Origin of the sequence: Gordonia otitidis, from assembly GCF_020735545.1 — a bacterium.
Classification (GTDB): domain Bacteria; phylum Actinomycetota; class Actinomycetes; order Mycobacteriales; family Mycobacteriaceae; genus Gordonia; species Gordonia otitidis.
Map to the genome: position 1 here is coordinate 1,523,308 of NZ_CP085974.1, position 18,687 is coordinate 1,541,994.

Below are 18,687 nucleotides of genomic sequence, written 5' to 3' on the forward strand. Positions count from 1 at the left end.
GTCAGACGACGGGATCGCGGCGCGGTGACCGCTGCGAAGCCGGTCCCGCGCCGCGGGGCGGTCGACGCAGCCCCGCGCCCCGACAAAACCCGCGGAAACAACTCTTCCCCTAGTTCCTGCCCCTTCCCCGCGAAACAACCCACGGAAAGCGACACAACCCGCGGAAAGACCCCTTCCAGCACCCGCGCAGCCAGGCAGTCAACGCAGCCCCGCGCCCCGACAAAACCCGCGGAAACAACCCTTCCCCCAGTTCCCGCCCCTTCCCCGCGAAACAACCCGCGGAAAGCGACACAACCCGCGGAAACAACTCTTCCCCCAGTTCCCGCCCCTTCCCCGCGAAACAACCCACGGAAAGTGACAAAACCCGCGGAACGAACCCTTCCCCTAGTTCCCGCACACCCGCGCCGCGCCCGGCAGATCCCCGAATCGGTCCACCACCACGACGCGGCCCGCACACACGTGTTCCGGAGCCACGCCTCGCACCTCAGCGCGGTGCGACTTTGATCATCCGTGTCGCCGTGGCCTGCCAGAGAGCGCCGTCGGGACCAATGGTTCCCGTCAATTCGAGCGGCTCGTCGACCGGACCTTCTCCGACGTGCAGGGTCCGCACACGGGCGCCGGTCGCGAAGTCGGTGGCGATGTAGTCGATCGGCCCGACCTGTTGGATCGCACCGGGACGGTACGGCCCGTAGCCGAGACCGTGGATGAGTCCGTCGGCTCGTGAGAGCCGGGGCAGCGACGCCAGCCGGTCTCCGTTCTCCCACACCCGACGGCAGCCGGCGGCCGTGACGTCGATGCGAGTCGATCCGCCGACGAACGGTGCGTCCCCGGGAATGCTCGCCCCGGTCACGGCCATGGGTGGGTACTGGTAGCCGTATGTGCTCGGGATGATGAGCGAGTTCCCCCACGCCATCGGCGAGTTCTCTGTGCCCTGACCCGACGAGCCGAATGCGGGGATGCGGCAGACTGTTTCGCCGTTGTTGCTGTCGTAGACGATCAATTGTGGTCGGGAGGCGTTGTCGACGATCGCGACCCATCCGTCGCCACCCGGTCCGAAGTAGGTGGGCGTCGTTCCGGATCCCCAGGTCAGCTGGCCGGGCCTGCGTGCCGGGCCGCGGTCGTATTCTCGGCGCCACAACACTTCTGGCGTTCCGTCGGCAGCGGCACGCATCTCGTACAGTGCGTGTGTCGATATCACCGACACCCCTGTCGCACGTACCGACAAACCGTTACCGAGATCTTCACCCGCCGGCAAGTGCATCGATCGAACGCGCCGAGCGTCATCGACCGTTCCCACGACACCGTGTGTGGTCACGAACCACGTTCGGCCGGCGAAGTCGGGGGCGAGAGCCGTGACCGAATCTCCCGCAGGCACATGAGCTGCCAGATCGATACGGTCGTCGACATACAGTTGCCACCCTTGCGACGAATGTCTGTGTGCCACTCGCAGAATCGCACCGGAACCGTCGGCGACGACGACCCTGTCCCGGTCGTCCAGATACCCGTACACACCACCGAGAAGTCCACCCTTGGTCAGCTGCCTACGGGCGATGGGGGCCGCGGTCTTCGGGTCGAAGAGGGTCACCGTCGCCACCGCGACGCTGAGCGGAGCCGTACCGACGTACTGGGTACACAGCGACACCGGAAACCCGTCACCGCCGATGAATGTGGCCGCACATGCGCCGCCCGGCACCGACGACGCGGCGACGTGCGCGCTCACCCCGGGCCCGGCGAACGGCGTCGAGTCCGACGACCAGAGATCGCCGTGCATCAGCGACGTCCCGACGGGACCGAGGCCCATCGTCGGGCCGGGAGCCGGTGCCGCCGAACCACTCGGCCGGGGAGCCGCGAGCGCGATTCCGGTGGACACCGAAACCACGCATACCGAGGCAACGAGCAGGCCGATGAGAACAGCAGTCCACCGACGACGCAGCAATGTCACCGGGTCACTGTAGACAGATAGGCGACGATGGCACCCACCATTCCCGCACGGGCGTCGTCAAGGTTGCCGTATGTGCCCAACGTGTGCTCGGAGATGAGTCCACGCATCGCTCCCGGGATGAGGGCTGCCATCTGGCGAACCTTCTGCGGGTCGAGGTCGAGATCGGCGAAAGCACGTTCGCACGCTGCATCCCAACTCGGTTTCCACGATGCCAATTCTGCTGCGGTGAGCGGGAATTCGCGCTCGAGTTCGGCGTGCTCGCGCGGTAGGGCCGCGCGTAGTGTCTCTATCGCGCGTGCCTCGGGCGTCGTCAGTCCGTAGAACATTGCGTCGATGAGGGCCGACACCCTCTCCTCCAATGTGCCACCGGGTTTGACGTTCGCCGGCAGATCGCCGCGTTCGTCCGCCGTGTGCCGAAGAACCGCCGCCCACAGACCGTCGATATCGCCGAACTGATACTTGACCACACCCCAGGTGGCGCCGATCTCGCGGGCGATGCGGTTGCCCGACACAGCGGTCGGATCACCTGTCGCCAGCGCCGCGATGGCGGCCCGGATCATGCTGTCGCGCGTCGCCTGACCGCGCTTGTTCGCGCGTCGGGGGGTGGTCGTCGCCTCGCTCATGCTGACCGAGTTTAACCGCCCGGCGATATTTACACAGAACCCTCTTGCATTCTTTCACAGAGGGTTCTACGGTTTTGCACATGGCACAGACCCCGTTGTCGATGGAACCGACCGGCTGGTATCAGGTCGCCTGGTCGAACGAGATCGCGATCGGCGACGTCCACACCATGAAGTACTTCTCACGTGACATGGTCGCGTGGCGCGCAGCGTCGGGGAGATTGTCGGTGTTCGACGCCTACTGCGAGCACCTCGGCGCGCATCTCGGATACGGCGGTCGGGTCGAGGGCGAGAATCTGGTGTGCCCGTTCCACGGATGGCAGTGGAACGAACAGGGACGCAATGTCTGCATCCCGTACGAGAAGCGCCCCAACAAGGGCAGGCGCATTCGCAGCTACCCCGTCGTCGAGCGCAACCATGCGGTTTGGATCTGGTTCGACGTCGATTCCCGTCCGCCGTACTTCGAAGTACCCGACATGTTCACAGCCTTCGGCGACGACCCGAGCGACGCCGACAACTATTACCCTCCGATCCCCGGCGGCACGTTGTTCCACAAGCAACGCGAGCTCCATCCGCAGTACATCATGGAGAACGGTGTCGACTTCGCGCACTTCAAGTTCGTACACCAGACACCGTTCATGCCCGAGTTCACGCGGCACGATTTCGACGGCCCCGTCTCCTATGTCGACTTCACCATCGCTTTCGAAGAGGGCGTCACACTCGAAACAGCCTCCAGCGGCGTTTATTCCGTCAACGCTGGACTGGGTTGTTCGATCACGAAGTCATGGGGCATGGTCGAGAACCGGACGATGCCTGCGGTGACGCCGGTCGACGAATCCACCTGCGACGTACGCTTCACCGTCTGGATCGGCAAGAAGCCGGGTGAGGAACAGGCCACCGAACTGACCAAGTACGGCAAGGTGATGACCGACCTCGTCGTCGAGCAGTTCGACAACGACGTCGAGATCTGGTCGCACCAACGCTATTCCGACCCGCCCGCACTTTCTCAACGAGAGTTCAAGGGTTTCACCGCATTACGCAACTGGGCAGTGCAGTTCTATCCCGGGGGCGATTCCTCGTACGGCCGGGATCCCGCCCGGCCTGAAAGCGGCGCGATCGTTCCGCTGCATCCCTCGGCCATTGCCGCAACCGCCTGAGCACTACGTCCACACGAAAGGACCATCCATGAGTACCTCCCCCGCCATCCGCGTATTCCAGGTCGCCACAGGTAATTTGGGAACAGAGATGATCGGAAGAATCCAGAACCATCCCGACCTCGAACTCGTTGGATTGCACTGTTACACGGCCGACAAAGTCGGCCGCGACGCGGGCGAGATCGTCGGGCTACCACCGCTCGGCGTGACGGCCACCGGTACGGTGGAGGAGATCATCGCGGCAAAGCCCGACGTGCTCACATTCCACGGCGTCTTCCCCGACGAGGACCTCTACGAGAAGGTACTCGAGGCAGGAATCAACGTCGTGACCACCGCCGACTGGATCACCGGGTATCACCGAGACACCAACTGGCAGCACCCTTCCGGACGCAAGGTCAGCGAGGTCATCGAGGCTGCGTGCCAACGCGGAGGTTCCACGTTCTACGGCACGGGCATGAATCCCGGACTCTGCCAGATCCTCGGTATCGTGCACAGCGCCGATGTCGCCGAGATCGAGAACGTCACCGTCACCGAGTCGGTGGACGTCTCATGCCACCACTCTGTGGACACCTGGAAAGCAGTGGGCTACGGATTACCCGTCGATGACCCGTCAATCCCCGATTCGCTGTACAAGTACACCGCGGTGTTCGCCGACTCGGTGTATCTCATGGCCGACGCATTCGGTCTGGAGCTCGACGAGGTGAAGTACTCTTACGAACTCGGCGCATGTACCAAGGACGTCGATCTCGGGTGGTACTTCCTACCCAAGGGATCTCTCGGTGCCAACTACATCAAGTATCAGGGGATGGTCGACGGGGTGCCGCGCGTCGAGACCCACCTCGAATGGCAAATGACCCCGCACACCGATCCGGCGTGGGATATCAAGGCCTGTTACATCACTCAGATCACCGGCGACCCGAGCATCTACAGCAAACACATGATCTTCCCCAGGGCGGACATGGACCTGTCCAAACCCGAGAACTTCGCCTCCATCGGAATGACCGTGACCGGGCTACCCGCTCTGAACTCGATTCGGTCTGTGGTCGAGGCGCGGCCCGGCATCATCACGAGCAACGATCTGCCCCTGCGCGCGTTTGCGGGGAGTTTCAAGATCTGAGCACTCCGGCCTCGCACGCGGCCATCCACCTCTGCAGCGCGTCGACGTTCACCAAATGGCGTCACAGGTGCGCACTCAGGAGAACGATGGCCGCGTGTCTCCGAATGAACGGCCAGCCCGACGACAGCGCAGCAACCGCCACAGGCAGATCGTCGGCGTCGATCGGATACATCTCGGCGGGTGTCAGTCGGCTCATCAGTCGATCGTGAAGTCTCGGGCGCTCGAAGAGAATCCGCTCCAGGGGCTGATATGTCAGTCGCCCGTTCTTTCGCGTACCGAGGTATGGCCCGGCGATCGCGGCGAGCGCTTCACTGTCGGTGAACGACGCCAGATCGATCGAATCCAGCATCGAAAACGACACCGGTTCCGTGTCCACCCCGACGGTGACGTCCTGCTGCGCGACGACCCTACCGCCTCGGGCGGGCTCGATCGCGCCGATCCGCGTGGAACCGTGCCGACGAGCCGCCACCGCCGGAAACTCTCTGTCCAGGCGGGCGGGCGTCAGGCATGCGGCGACGAGCTCGTCGTCGCCCAGCGCCACCGCGACGAATTCCTCTGCGACAAGGTCCGATTCGATCAGTTCGGCACTCGCGGCACGACATCCCGAAGCGATGCCCTCGCGAAAGCCGTGGATGACATCTGGCCAGCCCGCCCAGCCCGAGCCCGCGTGGGCAGTCAGCCGCGCCGCCCACCGATCGGCCTTCCGCGTCGAATCACGTTGCGATGCCCACTCATCCGGCGACCACACGTCCTCGCCGGGTTTGGCCACTGCTATCGTCGGAAACAGGATCACCAGCCCGTCGGTGTGAAGGTCGTGAATCGCCGCGCGCTGTGGACGACACCCCGGCTCGTCCGCGACGAAATTCTCGACAGCGTCGACGATTTCGTCACGCACGAATTCTGCGAATCGCGTCCAATCAACCGCCATGACGCTCGCCTACGACAACGCCGGAGAACTTGCCGAACATGACTAGACACTAACCCACATCGGCGTATGGTCATCATCAGACAACCTCCGAGGAGGATTCACCCGATGACCACCAGCCCCGATGTCGCCACGCAGCCGACGCAACTCGATTGGCAATTGACCGGCCGCGCACTCGATCTGGCATTGTCTCAGACCACCGACATGGCCCCGGACATACTGCGGGTACCGCTCGACTACTACAGCGACGACACACTTCGCGATCTGGAGGAATCGAGCATCCTTCGGCGCGTGCCGATCGCCGTCCTCGCAACGGCCCAGATCCCCAACCCCTTCGACTATGTCGTGCGTTCGGTGATCGGCGACTCTCTTCTCATCACCCGCGATCGCGAGGGCACGGCACATGTCCTGCTCAACTACTGCCGCCATCGAGGGGCGATGCCTGCATGCGGGTCGGGGAATGCGCGCAGGTTCACCTGTCCCTACCACGCTTGGGTGTACGACAACACCGGCAGACTCAAGGGCGTCCCGGGGGCAGCGGGATTCGAGTCGATGAACCGTGATCAGTACGGACTCGTCGAGCTCCCCAGCGAGGAACGCCATGGCTTCATCTGGGCCGTGCTGACAGCCGAAGCCGAGATGGACCTCGATGCTCACCTGGGACCCATGGACTCCGAACTGGCACAGTGGAATTACCAGGCCTTCGGCTATCACGACGAGCGACTGTTGACCTCAGAGGTGAGCTGGAAAGGGGCGCTGGAGGCGTTCGCCGAGGGTTACCACTTTCCTTTTGTCCACGGCAACAGCGTGATCGGCATGAACACGTTGGCCAACACCCATGTGTACGACGAGTTCGGTGTGCATCACCGAATCGGTTTCCCGTTCAACTGGATCACCCAGCTCGAGGGCACCGAGCCCGCCGACAACTGGGACCCCGTTCAACAGATGGGCATCATCTACTGGGTCTATCCCAATCTCATCCTCGCGAATAGCCCGGTCGGAGTCGAAGTCATCGACATCCTACCCGCAGACTCGGCGACGACCTGCACGGTCCGACACAGCTGGATGGCCCGCTACCCCGCGACAACCCCAGAGCAAACAGAGATGTACGACGGCATCTTCGCGCAGGTGCACGCAGCAGTCAGAGACGAGGACTTCACCATGTTGCCGCAGTGCGGCGAAGGCGTCCGGCGTGGCCAGCACGACCACATGGTGCTGGGCCGCAATGAGATCGGCGTCCAGCACATGGTGCGGGTGATGGCCGAGAAGCTCAAGATCTCATTGCCCTGAGGATCCTCTCGACAGCGGCCTACCGCGCGGGTGTGCCGTCTGCGGGCCCGAAGTCGACTGCGGGACCGAGCCAGCGTCGAAGATAGGCACGCAGTTGCTCCGGGCTCCGGGGAGGATCAGAGGGATATTGCAGAAAGGACATGAGTACTCGCAGCATGAACTCTGCGAGACCGTCGAGCTTCTCGTCGTCGTCGAATCCTGCTGCAGCCCAGTCGATCGGGAAGCGGCGCAGTACCGATGTCCCGAACTCCATCGCACGTGACGACGTCACTCCCCGGCTGAAGAGTTCGTTCTCCCCGACCTGGACGAGCAATCCGATGTACGGCTCCTCCGGCAGTCTGCCGAGCGTGTAGACGATTGCCTCGGCGAGGGCATCGCGCGGCTCAGTGATGTCGGCGACGTGATCAGCGAGTCGGTCGAGGAACTGATCAGCGCCCGCCTCGCCCACAGCGGTCAGTAGATCCGCTGTCGTCGGAAAGATGCGATATACGGTCTGTCTGGTGACCTGGAGCTCAGAAGCGACGTCGGCGAGTGTCGCCTTGGCCGGACCGGATCGATCGATACACCGCATCGCGGCAGCCACGATACGCTCGCGCGCTTCGTCTTCGGTGCGCGGTAGGTTCCCGCCCCACCCTCGTGTCCTCATCGGTCCATCGTCGCATGTGCTGTTCCACGAGAATTCGCGAAACCGGTCATACATATTGCACACACTCGTATGATCGGGCTGTCGGGTCACGACACCACCAATCCTGAGGTGCACGATGCAGACATGTACAGCCGAGTACGCACGATTGTCGGCCACTCTCCACGGCGTCCGGTGCGACGGTAACCCGTTCATCACCATCACCAACCCGGCGGACCTGGACAACTGGACCCTGCCCGTCATCGAGGCGACCCTTGTGATCGGACTCTTCGCATGCTTGGTCCACGCCGTACGCTGGTACCGGTCGCAGCACGACGCGTCGAACCTCGTGGTGTGGTGCAGTGGCATCCTCGCGCTACTCGTAGTCGAGCCGATCGCCTACTTTCCGCAGTGGTTCGGTATCGAGGACGAGCTCGGACTCACGTTCGCCCACAACCTGTTCACCGTGCAGTTCCTCTACGACCGTCTGCCGCTGTACATCATCGCGATGTATCCGGTGTATCTCTACGTGGCGTACACGCTCGTCCAGCGGACCGGGATCTTCTCGCGCAACAACATCTTCGTGTCGGCGGCGTGCGTGGCCTTTGTCTTCCACTGCCTGTACCAAGTCGTCGATGGTCTAGGGCCGCAACTGAAGTGGTGGGTGTGGAACCAGGAGGTCTCGACAGCTCACCCGTCGCTGAGTGGCATCCCTCTGTTGAACATGAGCGCGTTCAGCGTGATGCTCCCATTCGGCATCGCGTTGGTGACCCGGTGGCTGTGCGCAATTCCCCACCGCGGCGGGTGGTATATCGTCCGCGACGTCGTGGTGACGAGTGTGTTGGTGTGGCCCGTACTGTTCGTCGGATCGATTCCCCCGACGATCGTCGACCTTCTCGGCGGTTCACTGCTGGTCGGCCGCGCTGCCTCGGCGTGGGCCTATGTCGCGATTCTGGCGATCATCACCGCTGTGGCCTTCTATCGCGCCTACCGCGCACGCCGGACCGATCCTGCCGCACTACCCGAAGCCCTTGCACGCGAATGGTTTCCGGTCATCTGCTGCGTGATCTACCTGCTCGTCGCAGCAGTTCTCTGGATCAGTGCACTTCCCGACTACTTCGCAGCGGTCGACGGCGTGGCCCCCAGTGGCGGTCGGATCGGACCCCTGCCCTACGCGCTCGCCGCGTACGTTGCGAGTGTGCTGCTGGTGATCGGGTCGTCCATCGGGGTGCGGCGTCGTCAACCTGACCGCGTCGCTGAACACCACGCCGACCATGAAAGGGTCGGGCCTCGCCACCAGACCTCATCCACGGCATAGTCTCACGGCTCGATCAACGACGATGCCCCCGGCCTGAGCGGTCGTGGGCATCGTCGTGTCCGTCGTCAGATCAGTTGTTCAGGTGCGCAAGAAGGAAGTTCGTCGCGGGCAACAGCGTGGCCACCATCGGCAGCGCATGGTTGACGACGAGTCCCGGGAAGATCGGCGGAATCGTGTTGCTGATCATCTGGACATCGGCGCCCTGCGCCCGCCAGTCACGATCGAGTTGCGCGACCTGACCGTACGGGATGACGTCATCGTTGATACCACCCTCGAGCAGGACCGGCGCATTGGGCTTGAGCCGTCCGATTCGCTGCTCGTCGACGATCTTCTTGACGTTCGCATGCCTGTTGATGACCGCCGAGAGTGGCTTGCCGTCACGGGTCCACGCACTGGTTCGCTGGAATCCGAAGGCCAGTCCGGTGTCGGCGATGCACTGCGTCGACAGTTGCTTCAGCGCCTGCCGCCCCCGAGGATTCGTCTCCTGGTCGATGACGCTCTTGAGCTCCGGATACCGGGCCTCGAGACCGTTGATCGCATATCCGATACCGCCCACGATGAATGTGCCGTCGATCTGGTTGATCACCTTCGACAGATCGGCCGGCGGTGCACCGGCGTAGCTGGCCTTCACATTGAGCTCTGGTGCATACGTCGACGCCAGCTCGGCCGCGGACGCCGACGCCCCGCCACCCTGCGAGTACCCGGAGAAGGCGATCGGAGCGTTGGCCGGGGCCTTCTCGACCTTCAATGCCGCGCGAGCAGCGTCGAGCATGGCCTGTCCGGTCTCGACCCTGTTCACGTATGTGTGGATGCCGGGCGTGCCCATCCCGATGTAGTCGGTGATCGCGACGCGCACGCCGTTGATCAGCAGGAGGTTCATCTCGAGCGCGGTGTAGTTGATCGCGAGACTCGGCTTGGCGGGATCGATGGCCACGGGCAGGTTCATGAGCTTCGATCCCGCGCACTGATCACCCTGGCCGATGGTGCCCGGTCCGAGGACGACTGTGGGTCGTGGCCCCTTACCCTTCCACGGCGCGGTCGGCTCGACGACGGTCCCGGTCACCGCTGCAGGCAACCCGTTCTGATAACGAGAGGTGTACATGATCCGGGTCGCCGTTCCCGGCCACTGATTACTCAAGCCCGGAATCTGCAGCAGTAGCGGGCTGGGCTCGCTGCGGATGATCGCCCCCGGGGTCGCCGAGAACTGTGCGGGTGGCGTGTAGAAGTCGGCCGCGTGGGCGGGGCCGACCGCCGCTGTCGCTGCTCCGAGAGCCAGCGCCCCTGCCGTGAGCGCCACCGTGGACCGTCGCGTCGCACGACGAACCCGCCAACCTGAGATGAATCCCCGAATCCGTGTCATGGCCAGTAACCTACCGCACAGTAATGTGGGCGTGTGAGCCAGGACTCCATCGCGGACCGGTATGCCGGAATTGCGCATACGCGCTCATAGTCATAGTTCTCGCCGTGGCGTCGCAGGGCGGACTGTTTTCAGCGCGCCCTGCCGAGTGTGAAAGTGCCCGCCGACGAGGCGGTTTAAGCGAAGCGGACGTTCATCGTCGCCAGGCCGAAGATCTTCCGTCCGCCCGACTTCGCCACGACCAGAACGACGCCGCTGCGGGTCTCGGGATCGAGCGACTTGATCCGGCCGGTGAACTCGATGTCGCCGCCCTCCGCGGCCGACACCACAGCCACCTGCGAGAGTCGGACCGAGTAGCGGGTCACCGCACCCGGATCTCCCGACCACGCTGACACGAACCCCGCGCCGAGTCCCATGGTGAGCATCCCGTGTGCGATCACGTCGGGAAGACCGGCAAGCTTGGCGATCGACTCATCCCAGTGGATGGGGTTTCCGTCTCCTGACACCCCGGCGTAGTTGACCAGGTCTCCACGCGAGAGGCGAGCGTGACGGACAGGCAGTTCATCGCCGACGCTCAGTGAATCGAAGTCGAGTGCACCGGACGACCGTTCGATACCCGCAGTCGAAATAACCTGCACACCTTCGGGTCTCACTGTCTTCTGATATGCGGCATCCGACGCGTCGGCGGATAGGACGTTCACGTCGTGCACCATGATGTTGCGAACCGCGTCGTTGATCGACGGGTCGACCTCGTCGGCGTTCACCCCGACGACGGTCGTGTGCATCGTGTGCACCACCTCCCCTGCCGCATCGGTGAACGTGTTGGTCACGGTGATCAGATCGCGCCCGGCAACGCGCCGGATGGACGACAACTCGACGTCGGTGGTCAGTTCGTCGCCGGCAACGATGGGTCGGTGCTGCTCGAAGACCTGCTCGGTCTGTACGTAGGTCTCGTACCCTACGACGACCGATTCGAACAGATCCCGGTTGGCCGCCATTGCCGGGATGGCGGTGAACGTCAGTGGCGCAACGAGTCCCGAGTAGCCGAGCCCATGCGCGGCAGCCTCGTCGCGGTGTGCGGGATGGTGGTCCTGTACCGCACGCGCGTACTCGCGCACCTTCTCGCGACCGACCTGATAGGGCTCGTCGATCTTGTAGTAATGGCCGAGCCTGTCGGCAACCGCTGGGGTGTCTGTGGGCGTGGACATGAAATGACCCCAATCGGGCGGTTGACGGCCTCGGACAATCCGGACCGTGGGTGGAAATCGACTATCGGACGAGTAGCTCGGCGATCTGGATAGTGTTGAGCGCCGCACCCTTTCGCAGGTTGTCGCCGGAGACGAACAATGCGATCCCGCGACCCTCCGGCACACCCGGGTCCTGCCGGATACGGCCGACCAGCGAGTTGTCCTTACCTGCAGCCGCCAATGGGGTCGGTACGTCGACCAGCTCGACTCCTGCTGCGCCGGAGAGGATCTCGTTTGCCTGTGCAGGGGAGAGTGGTTGTGCGAACTCGGCATTGATCGACAGCGAGTGCCCGGTGAAGACCGGAACACGCACACACGTGCCGCTGACCAGCAGGTCGGGCAGACCGAGGATCTTGCGGGATTCGTTGCGGAGCTTCTGGTCCTCGTCGGTCTCACCCGACCCGTCATCGACCAACGATCCCGCCATGGGCAGGACGTCGAAGGCGATGGGCGCCACGTATTTGTTCGGAGCCGGGAAGTCGACCGACGAGCCGTCGTACACCAGCTTCTCGACGTCGTCGATCACGGCACGCGACTGCGTCGCGAGTTCCTCGACACCTGCGAGGCCGCTTCCCGAGACCGCCTGATACGACGACACGATCAGTCGTTCCAGTCCGGCGGCGTCGTGCAGCGGCTTGAGGACCGGCATCGCTGCCATGGTCGTGCAATTGGGATTGGCGACGATGCCCTTGGGCGGATTCTTCGCGAGCTCGCCGTTGACCTCCGAAACCACCAGCGGCACATCGGGATCCTTGCGCCATGCCGACGAATTGTCGATGACGGTCACGCCTGCGGCGGCAAAGCGCGGTGCCTGCTCACGCGACATCGTGGCACCGGCGGAGAACAGTGCGATGTCGAGTCCGCTCGGATCAGCCGTCGCGGCGTCCTCGACGACGATCTCGCCGTCGCCCCACGGCAACTTCTTACCGGCCGACCGCGGTGATGCGAAGAAGCGGACCTCGTCAGCGGGAAAGTTGCGTTCCGCCAGCAGGGTTCGCATGACGCCGCCGACCTGACCGGTGGCTCCGACAACTCCGATACGTACACCCATCAGTCACATCTCCCGTCGCTTCGTGGTTCCTGAGCTCCGTCGAAGGGCTCGCCCATGTCAGCGCCCCGTTCCTGCGTAGACAACAGCTTCTTCATCTCCGCCGAGGTCGAATGCCTCGTGCAGTGCGCGCACGGCGTCGTCGAGTTCGGTGTCGCGGCACAACACCGAGATACGGATTTCCGACGTCGAGATCAGCTCGATGTTGACCCCTGCGTTGCTGAGCGCCTCGCAGAATGTCGCCGTGACGCCCGGATGGCTCTTCATGCCGGCGCCCACGAGCGAGACCTTGCCGATGTGGTCGTCGTAGAGGACTTCGGTGAAGCCGATCTCGTGCTGCAGCTTGGTGAGCTTCTCGACGCCGAGCGGACCGAGTTCGCGCGGGAGGGTGAAGGTGATGTCGGTCTTTCCGGTGTCGACCTTCGAGATGTTCTGGAGCACCATGTCGATGTTGATCTCGGCGTCGGCCACCGCGCGGAACACCTTGGCCGCGTATCCGGGCTGGTCCTCGAGGCCGACGACGGTGATCTTGGCCTCGCTGCGGTCGTGTGCGACACCGGTGAGAATCGCTTCTTCCACGGGAATGTCCTCCATAGAGCCGGCTACGAGCGTGCCGGGTTTGGTCGAGTACGACGAGCGCACATGAACGGGAACGTTGTATCGGCGGGCGTATTCCACACACCGGAGCATCAAGACTTTCGCGCCACAGGCCGCCATCTCGAGCATCTCCTCGAAGGAAACGGTCTCGAGGCGACGTGCGTCGGGCACGATGCGCGGGTCGGCGGTGTAGACACCGTCGACGTCGGTGTAGATCTCGCAGACATCGGCCTCCAACGCCGCCGCGAGCGCGACGGCTGTCGTGTCCGAACCGCCACGACCGAGCGTGGTGATGTCCTTGGTGTCCTGTGAAACGCCCTGGAAACCCGCGACGAGCACGATCTTTCCCTCGTCGAGCGCACTGCGCACACGCCCCGGCGTGACGTCGATGATCTTGGCCTTGCCGTGACTACTCGTGGTGATCACGCCAGCCTGCGAGCCGGTGAACGACTGTGCCTGCGCACCCAACGAGCTGATGGCCATGGCCACGAGCGCGTTGGAGATCCGCTCGCCCGAGGTCAGCAGCATGTCCATCTCACGGGCGGGCGGCGCGGGGTTGACCTGCTGCGCGAGGTCGAGGAGTTCGTCGGTGGTGTCACCCATCGCCGACACCACAACGACCACGTCGTTACCTTGCTTCTTGGTCTCGACGATGCGCTCGGCGACCCGACGGATGCGCTCAGCTGTCGCAACCGATGATCCACCGTATTTCTGCACGACGAGTGCCACGTAGATAACCTCCCAGCAGGGTTCGACGTCGGGTTTTCCGCTTCACTGCCGAGACAACCTTACCGACGACGCTCCGCTGGCCCACGGCGTGGTGGCGACGGGACGCCTTACCCGTGCTGCAGACCACACATGTCACCTAACATCGCTGTGGTGACCAGCGAGACCGAGGTCGGGAAGGTGCGCACGCACCGCAGGACCCCACGCATGCCTTCCACTGGTCGAGCCGACGCAACCCTCGACGCCGGTCGCGCCGACGCACCCCCGTCGACTCGATCCGACGCACCCTCCGCTGGACGAGCCGACGCGACCACCGAGCGTCGAGTTGAGACCACCGACGGCCGCGGCTACGACGATTCCCTGCCCTACTGGGTCTCGGCAATCGGGGTCTTCATCGCTATCCGGCTCGTCGGTTTGCTGGTTCTCGCCCGGTTCGCACAGCTACGCGACACCACGGTCGGCAATGCACTCTCGGCGTGGGACGGCAAATGGATGCTCGCGATCGCGGAGCACGGTTACGGCGACGTCCCGTACACGCTCACCGACGCCCGCGGCTTGCACACCGCCGACACCGCATATGCCTTCTTCCCCGGCTACCCCTACCTCGTCGGGTGGATCGCCAAGCTGCCGTTCGTCACGCCGTTCGGTGCGGCGATCTCGCTCAACGTCGTGCTCGGTTGCCTGACCGCCGTCGGAGCCGCGCGCCTCGGCGCCGATTGCGTGCGCACCATGGGCAACCGTTCACCGCTGACGCGCGGGGCGTCGGTCAATCCGGAGCGGGTCGGCCTGTATCTCGTCGCGATCCTGGCGGCCACGCCGATGTCGGTGGTGCTGAACATGGCCTACACCGAGACGCTGTTCTGCGCGTTGACGGTCTGGGCGTTGGTGGGCGTCCTCGAACGCAACTGGCTGCTCGCGGGAATCGCCGCGTGTCTCGCGGGCACCGTCCGCCCGACCGCCGTCGTGATGATCGGCGTGGTCATGGTGGCCGCAGCCCTGACACTGCTGCGCGATCGTGACGCGAGGTCGTGGCGATCACGGCGCGGCAGCGGTGTCTACCTCTGGTTGGCGATCGTGATCAGCCCGCTCGGGTACCTCGGGTATCTGGCCGTCGTCTGGGCACACACGGGATCTCCGACGGGCTGGTTCCGCATCCAGACCGAAGGGTGGGACACCCGGATCGACGGCGGAGTGGTCACCTTCAACTTCGTCAACGACGCCCTGGTGAACTCCGGCGAGGTGGCGTCGGTTGCGACGGCGTGGATCATCATCACGACGCTCGTCATGGTCGTCGTCGCGTTCTGGGCCCGCCTGCCGTGGCCCGTGCTGGTCTACGGAACGCTGATCGTGGCGTCGATCGTGTTGTCCAGCGGCCTGATGATCAGTCGACCACGATTACTGCTCCCCGCTTTCGTCCTGCTGTTGCCGCTGGCCATAGCGCTGGCTCGGCAGAAGACCTCGGTCGCCATGGCCGTCGTCGTCCCGATGGTGATCGGCAGCGCATGGTTCGGCGCGCACATGCTGACGGTCTACCCGCACGCGATGTGAGGGCGGGGTTCCGGGCGGGACTCTTGCGGCGCTGGTGGTCGTGGGTGGTCGTGGGTAGCCGCGGCGCGGTGCGGTGCGTTTCCGCGGGCTTCCGCACGCCGGCGCGGGCTTTCCGCGGGTTTCTGCACGCTGGCGCGGGCTTTCCGCGGGTTTCTGCACGCTGGCGAGACTCTTCCGCGGGTTCCTGTCATTTCCCCGAGAAACAACTAGCGGAAGAGCGCAAAAGCAGCGGAACAGGCCCTTCCCCTACTTTTGGCGGGTTCCAGCGCCGCGGCGCTGTCGCGGCGCTCAGCCACGCCACGAAGCCCCTTCGCGCGTTCAAGCACATTCGGCGCAGCTCTTCCGCGCATTTCGGCGCGCTCGGAAGCTGTTCCGCTAGTTTCGTCGCGCACCCTGCAGCCGTTCTGCGAATCTCGGCCGAGCAGCAGTGTCCTTTCCGCGGGTTTCTGCACGTCGGAGCGACTCTTCCGCGGCTTCCTGCACGCTGGCGCAACTCTTCCGCGGGATCCTGCACGCTGGCGCGGCTCTTCCGCGAGTTCCTGTCATCTCCCCGAGAAACAACCAGCGGAAGAGCACAAAAGTAGCGGAAGAGGCCCTTCCCCCACTTTCGGCCGCACCGCGAGACCCTTCCGCGACTCCCAGCCCCGCGCCGCAACCCTTCCCCCACTTTCGGCCGCACCGCGAGACCCTTCCGCGACTTCCAGCCCCGCGCCGCAACCCTTCCCCCACTTTCGGCCACGCCAGCGAAGCCGACCAGCACCCCGAGCGAGCGCGGGCCCAAGTCCCTACGACGACGCCGCTCTCGCCTCGAATCCGGCGCATAGATAGTCGATGCCCGCGTCGAGCAGCGCGCGCGGATCGTTGAGGCGTGCCGCCTCGGGGGCGTCGGACAGCGTCGAGAGATGCGGCAGGCGTGACGCGACCCGACCGTCGATGAGGTCGGCGAGCCCACTCGGACGCTCACCCGGCGTTGTTTCGAGCAACTGCTCGCTGACCTGCGCGAGCGCGACGCCGTTGACGTAGTTCCACACCGCGAGCGCCATTTCCGTTGCCGTCGCGATGTCGACGCCGAGTTCGGTGAAACCCGCGGCGAGCCAATCGAGTCCCTCGAGCGCGTCCACGCCGAAGCTGTACCTCGGCGCCGAGTAAGCCTCGATCCACCGATCGGCTTTTTGATGTCTCGTGAAATGTGTTGTGTATGTTCGGGGTGGCGGTGGGCGTGGGTGAGTCGCCGATCTCTGGTGTCGGCGTGTTTCACTGGGTTTCGTGTCGGGGCCGGTTCTGGCCGATGGTTAGGGGTCAGGCTGAGTGTTGTCGTTTGATCGTGTTGTTGAACAACAGGTTCCACTCGCGTTCCCACGGCCATCGGGCGGGTAGATGCATCGTGATGCGCCGCGCTGAGGACGCGATTCGAGCGGGTATGCAGATCAGGGTGCGTCGGATGGTGGAGGTAGTCGCCTTCGCCAGACGCTGTCCACCGAGACAGGCTGCGGCGCGGGTCAGGTTGAACGCGATGACCGCACACACCAGCCATGCGGCGTTCGCGCAGAACTTTCCCGAGGGCAGATGCGCCAATGCGGAGGCTTTGAGGTCGGCGTGGACTTGCTCGATGATCGCATGACCGCGGTGAGTCTTGTCGGCGGTCACGGTGTCCAGGTCGCTGGTGGTGAAGAACGCATGAAACCGCCACACGTCGAACAAGCCGTCTCCCTCGGCTGCGAAGTCAGGGATACGGCGCACCACCAGCCGTCCGGATACCTGCAGGCGCTTGGCTTTGGAGGTGAACGCGGTGAACGGTACTTCGGCGACCTCGGCCCGCGAGACCCACTGGCCGCTGTCTTCGTCGAAGACGGCGTCGGTGTACTCGATCGGCGTCCATGCATCTGCCGGTACCTCGCTGATCGCTGCTCGGACGTGGGAATCCTGACGCACGGTGACCGACACCTGCGCACCGGCCCGGAGCGCGGTGGTGATCGCGCGATGGCCGTAGAACGCTGAATCCGCTCGCAGCAGTATCGGTCCCGACGCATCGGACGACCGTAGCCGCCGCACGGTGGCCAGGGTGTCGGCGATCAACCGATGCGCCCCGCGCGCGGAGTTACACGCCCCTTTGCGCAGGCGTTGAGCGGCGATCACCGGCGCACCGTCACCACAGGTGAGGGTGGTGATCGCCGAGTTCAGCCCACGCACTCGGGTGTAGCCGAATCCGACGCCCTGCTTGGCCGGGCCGTGGACCTCGATGATCGAGTCGTCGATATCGATCATCACCGGCCCGTCGATCCCCGCCAGCACCGGAGTATGGCGAGCCAGTCCCGCCAACAGCCGGGTGGCGATCGCATCGGCTTGGCGGACATGCCCGAACCGGAACTCGCGAAGAAACGATCCCAACGTCGACGGGGCGTAAGGATGGTCGAACACCTTGCCCATCGCGCCGTGTCGCAACACGGCCATGTCGTCGATGCTGTCGGCGCCCGCCACCATCCCCGCCACCAGGGAAAACATTTTCCGATCCGGATGGGCGCCCTTGTCGGTGGGCACGCTCAGATGCTCGCGGGCCAACTCCGACAGGCTGGCGCGTTCGGCCAGCGCCATCACCGGCACCACCCCCGCAGCGGCGAGGAGATTCGGATCGTCACAGGATGCAGACCGGACCGGGTGAGTGTGAGACAATCGCATCTACGACATGCCCTCCTGTGTGTGTGGATGGAACCCTAGAGAAGTCCCATTCTGTCACTCAGACAGGGCATTTCGTTTATCCCTCACCGACCGATCACAAGCAAATCGGTGGATCGAGGGTAAGCCAGCACCACCCAGGGGTGACGCCGATACAGTTCCCAGTCGACGTCGACCGCGATGGCCACCCGCTCTCGCCACGTCCACGTGCCGGTCTCGTCGACGGGATACGGAAAGCGCCGACCAATCTCCTCGGCCATGGCCTCGAGTAGCGCATCCTTGTCCGCGATGTGTCGATACAGCGACATCGCACCCACGCCGAGCTCCTCGGCGATACGTCTCATCGAGAGCGCGGGGAGGCCGTCGCGGTCGGCGACGGAGATCGCGGTGTCGACGATGAGCGAAGCCGTCAGCTTCGGTGCACGCTCGTCGGACACCCTCGCTCCTCTATCTGCGGGAATAACTCACTTGCGTACAGCGTACTCATGACCGTACCGTCGATG

General features: G+C 64.3%; 15 protein-coding genes and 1 pseudogene. 5 read left to right on the forward strand and 11 right to left on the reverse strand.

From position 1 onward, the window contains the following. Positions 1-484 precede the first annotated feature (484 nt). Both LK459_RS06935 and LK459_RS06940 read right to left on the reverse strand, forming a co-directional pair. A complete protein-coding gene (locus LK459_RS06935; RefSeq protein WP_085949766.1) occupies positions 485-1,858 on the reverse strand; it encodes a hypothetical protein in 1,374 nt (457 codons plus the stop codon). An 80-nt stretch (positions 1,859-1,938) separates the two neighbouring features. Then, positions 1,939-2,565, reverse strand: a complete 627-nt coding sequence (locus LK459_RS06940) for a TetR/AcrR family transcriptional regulator (protein ID WP_007237243.1) — start codon at positions 2,563-2,565, stop codon at positions 1,939-1,941. Between the two features lie 80 nt (positions 2,566-2,645). Here LK459_RS06940 and LK459_RS06945 point away from each other — a divergent pair, with 80 nt between their 5' ends. Both LK459_RS06945 and LK459_RS06950 read left to right on the forward strand, forming a co-directional pair. Continuing rightward, positions 2,646-3,719 carry a Rieske 2Fe-2S domain-containing protein gene (locus LK459_RS06945; RefSeq protein WP_007237242.1) on the forward strand — a complete coding sequence of 358 codons (1,074 nt, stop codon included), beginning with the start codon at positions 2,646-2,648 and terminating at the stop codon, positions 3,717-3,719. Between the two features lie 28 nt (positions 3,720-3,747). Next, positions 3,748-4,833 (forward strand): NAD(P)H-dependent amine dehydrogenase family protein, encoded by a 1,086-nt coding sequence (locus tag LK459_RS06950; protein WP_227922359.1) that lies wholly within the window; start codon positions 3,748-3,750, stop codon positions 4,831-4,833. 61 nt (positions 4,834-4,894) lie between these two features. On the opposite strand, the gene LK459_RS06955 is transcribed toward LK459_RS06950, so the two are convergent. Beyond that, the gene (locus LK459_RS06955; RefSeq protein ID WP_007237240.1) at positions 4,895-5,761 is read right to left on the reverse strand and encodes a hypothetical protein; all 867 of its coding nucleotides are present in this window, start codon (positions 5,759-5,761) and stop codon (positions 4,895-4,897) included. 105 nt (positions 5,762-5,866) lie between these two features. On the opposite strand from LK459_RS06955, the gene LK459_RS06960 reads away from it, so the two are divergent. Then, positions 5,867-7,048 carry an aromatic ring-hydroxylating oxygenase subunit alpha gene (locus LK459_RS06960; protein ID WP_007237239.1) on the forward strand — a complete coding sequence of 394 codons (1,182 nt, stop codon included), beginning with the start codon at positions 5,867-5,869 and terminating at the stop codon, positions 7,046-7,048. Between the two features lie 19 nt (positions 7,049-7,067). Here LK459_RS06960 and LK459_RS06965 read toward each other — a convergent pair whose 3' ends face one another. Next, complete coding sequence (locus LK459_RS06965; protein WP_227922361.1) at positions 7,068-7,694, reverse strand: TetR/AcrR family transcriptional regulator; 627 nt, start codon at positions 7,692-7,694, stop codon at positions 7,068-7,070. Between the two features lie 115 nt (positions 7,695-7,809). Between LK459_RS06965 and LK459_RS06970 the strand changes: the two genes are divergently transcribed. Next, positions 7,810-8,988, forward strand: coding sequence for a hypothetical protein (locus LK459_RS06970; protein WP_227922362.1), 1,179 nt, complete (start codon positions 7,810-7,812; stop codon positions 8,986-8,988). A 70-nt stretch (positions 8,989-9,058) separates the two neighbouring features. On the opposite strand, the gene LK459_RS06975 is transcribed toward LK459_RS06970, so the two are convergent. From LK459_RS06975 to LK459_RS06990, 4 genes are all read right to left on the reverse strand, one after another. Further along, positions 9,059-10,348: a lipase family protein gene (locus LK459_RS06975; RefSeq protein WP_039993321.1), complete on the reverse strand. Its 1,290-nt coding sequence runs from the start codon at positions 10,346-10,348 to the stop codon at positions 9,059-9,061. Between the two features lie 173 nt (positions 10,349-10,521). Further along, on the reverse strand, positions 10,522-11,553 hold the full coding sequence (locus LK459_RS06980; RefSeq protein ID WP_007237235.1) for a fused (3R)-hydroxyacyl-ACP dehydratase subunits HadA/HadB: 1,032 nt from the start codon (positions 11,551-11,553) through the stop codon (positions 10,522-10,524). A 61-nt stretch (positions 11,554-11,614) separates the two neighbouring features. Then, positions 11,615-12,643: an aspartate-semialdehyde dehydrogenase gene (locus LK459_RS06985; protein WP_007237234.1), complete on the reverse strand. Its 1,029-nt coding sequence runs from the start codon at positions 12,641-12,643 to the stop codon at positions 11,615-11,617. Positions 12,644-12,700: 57 nt separating this feature from the next. Beyond that, entirely contained in the window at positions 12,701-13,966 is a 1,266-nt protein-coding gene (locus tag LK459_RS06990; RefSeq protein ID WP_007237233.1) for an aspartate kinase, read from the reverse strand. 129 nt (positions 13,967-14,095) lie between these two features. Between LK459_RS06990 and LK459_RS06995 the strand changes: the two genes are divergently transcribed. Then, positions 14,096-15,511: a glycosyltransferase family protein gene (locus LK459_RS06995; RefSeq protein ID WP_007237232.1), complete on the forward strand. Its 1,416-nt coding sequence runs from the start codon at positions 14,096-14,098 to the stop codon at positions 15,509-15,511. A 785-nt stretch (positions 15,512-16,296) separates the two neighbouring features. Here the strand turns inward: LK459_RS06995 and LK459_RS07000 are convergent. From LK459_RS07000 to LK459_RS07010, 3 genes and pseudogenes are all read right to left on the reverse strand, one after another. Next, a complete protein-coding gene (locus LK459_RS07000; protein ID WP_265416859.1) occupies positions 16,297-16,632 on the reverse strand; it encodes a hypothetical protein in 336 nt (111 codons plus the stop codon). 178 nt (positions 16,633-16,810) lie between these two features. Then, positions 16,811-18,187 (reverse strand): IS1380-like element ISGbr1 family transposase, encoded by a 1,377-nt coding sequence (locus tag LK459_RS07005; RefSeq protein WP_064862420.1) that lies wholly within the window; start codon positions 18,185-18,187, stop codon positions 16,811-16,813. A 119-nt stretch (positions 18,188-18,306) separates the two neighbouring features. After that, a pseudogene (locus LK459_RS07010) lies at positions 18,307-18,671 on the reverse strand (TetR/AcrR family transcriptional regulator); the annotation flags it as partial. Between the last annotated feature and the right edge of the window lie 16 nt (positions 18,672-18,687).

Excerpts from the sequence above, each read along its gene's own strand:
- LK459_RS06940 (WP_007237243.1), bottom strand. The coding sequence starts at position 2,565 with ATGAGCGAGGCGACGACCACCCCCCGACGCGCGAACAAGCGCGGTCAG.
- LK459_RS06945 (WP_007237242.1), top strand. The coding sequence starts at position 2,646 with ATGGCACAGACCCCGTTGTCGATGGAACCGACCGGCTGGTATCAGGTC.
- LK459_RS06950 (WP_227922359.1), top strand. The coding sequence starts at position 3,748 with ATGAGTACCTCCCCCGCCATCCGCGTATTCCAGGTCGCCACAGGTAAT.
- LK459_RS06955 (WP_007237240.1), bottom strand. The coding sequence starts at position 5,761 with ATGGCGGTTGATTGGACGCGATTCGCAGAATTCGTGCGTGACGAAATC.
- LK459_RS06960 (WP_007237239.1), top strand. The coding sequence starts at position 5,867 with ATGACCACCAGCCCCGATGTCGCCACGCAGCCGACGCAACTCGATTGG.
- LK459_RS06965 (WP_227922361.1), bottom strand. The coding sequence starts at position 7,694 with ATGAGGACACGAGGGTGGGGCGGGAACCTACCGCGCACCGAAGACGAA.
- LK459_RS06970 (WP_227922362.1), top strand. The coding sequence starts at position 7,810 with ATGCAGACATGTACAGCCGAGTACGCACGATTGTCGGCCACTCTCCAC.
- LK459_RS06975 (WP_039993321.1), bottom strand. The coding sequence starts at position 10,348 with ATGACACGGATTCGGGGATTCATCTCAGGTTGGCGGGTTCGTCGTGCG.
- LK459_RS06980 (WP_007237235.1), bottom strand. The coding sequence starts at position 11,553 with ATGTCCACGCCCACAGACACCCCAGCGGTTGCCGACAGGCTCGGCCAT.
- LK459_RS06985 (WP_007237234.1), bottom strand. The coding sequence starts at position 12,643 with ATGGGTGTACGTATCGGAGTTGTCGGAGCCACCGGTCAGGTCGGCGGC.
- LK459_RS06995 (WP_007237232.1), top strand. The coding sequence starts at position 14,096 with ATGTCACCTAACATCGCTGTGGTGACCAGCGAGACCGAGGTCGGGAAG.
- LK459_RS07005 (WP_064862420.1), bottom strand. The coding sequence starts at position 18,187 with ATGCGATTGTCTCACACTCACCCGGTCCGGTCTGCATCCTGTGACGAT.